Genomic DNA, 1,063 nt, shown 5'->3' on the forward strand with positions numbered 1-1,063 from the left:
AAGCACTCATGTTTTCCTGGCCACCGGCAATCACGATGTCGCTGTCGCCGGTTGCCACGGCCTGCGCTGCGAGCATGACGGACTTGAGCCCGGAGCCGCACACCGCATTGATCGTGAGGCCCGGAATACCGTGCGGAAAGCCCGCCTTGATCACCGCCTGGCGCGCCGGATTCTGGCCTACGCCTGCCGCCAGGACCTGGCCCATGATGACTTCACCAACCTGCCCGGCGCTCAGCCCCGAGCGCTCAAGCACGGCCTTGATCACGGCGGCGCCCAGTTCGGTGGCCGGTATTTTGGCCAGCGCGCCGCCAAATTTGCCCACAGCCGTGCGGCCAGCAGAAACGATAACGATGTCTTCCACGATGTCTCCTTGTTGTCACATCTTGTCGTGACGTCTTGTTGCGGCGCTCTCCCGGAGGTACCAAAGGGGGAACGCCTGCCAGGGGCTTTTAGATACCTGAGCCCTGTAAATGATTAAAACGCGTCAGGCTTTTACCTTGACGTAGCGACCAGGCGCAGCCTCAATGGCCTTGTGCTTGCCGCTGCCATAGCCTTTAGGCGAAGCAATTTGCTTGCCAGCATGTTCCTTGAGCCAGTCCGACCAGTCTGTCCACCAGCTGCCGGGATGTTCGATGGCACCCTTGAGCCAGTCATCGTGCGCTGCGGGATACTTGGCGCCCGTGGATTTGGTCGCGGGCAGTTTGTCGTTGGTCCAGTAGCTGCGCTTGTTCTTGGCCGGCGGGTTGATCACGCCGGCGATATGGCCCGAAGCGCCCATTACAAAGCGTTTTTTACCCGGCAGAACCTGCGTGGACGCATACGCCCCGCCAATCGGCACGATATGGTCTTCACGCGAGCCGTAGATGTAGACCGGGATGTCGATCGTGCTCAGGTCCACCTTTTCGCCGCACACCATGGTTTTGCCGGGCTTGACCAGGTTGTTTTCATAGTAGGTGTTGCGCAGGTACCAGGCATACCAGGGCCCAGGCAGGTTGGTCGAGTCACTGTTCCAGTAGAGCAGGTCAAACGGCGGCGGCGTTTCACCCTTGAGGTAGTTGCCGAC

2 protein-coding genes are annotated in these 1,063 nt (G+C 60.4%); both read right to left on the minus strand.

Annotation, left to right across the window (positions count from 1 at the left end; all coding sequences use genetic code 11):
- Positions 1–361: beta-ketoacyl synthase N-terminal-like domain-containing protein (locus Q8K05_RS07190; protein WP_305245823.1), on the minus strand; the 361-nt coding region annotated here is incomplete at its 3' end.
- A gap of 123 nt (positions 362–484) precedes the next feature.
- Positions 485–1,063, minus strand: a 579-nt coding sequence (locus Q8K05_RS07195) for an alpha/beta fold hydrolase (protein WP_305245824.1), incomplete at its 5' end; no start/stop codon positions are given.

Source organism: Polaromonas sp., from assembly GCF_030682935.1.
In the GTDB taxonomy this organism is placed as follows: domain Bacteria; phylum Pseudomonadota; class Gammaproteobacteria; order Burkholderiales; family Burkholderiaceae_C; genus Polaromonas.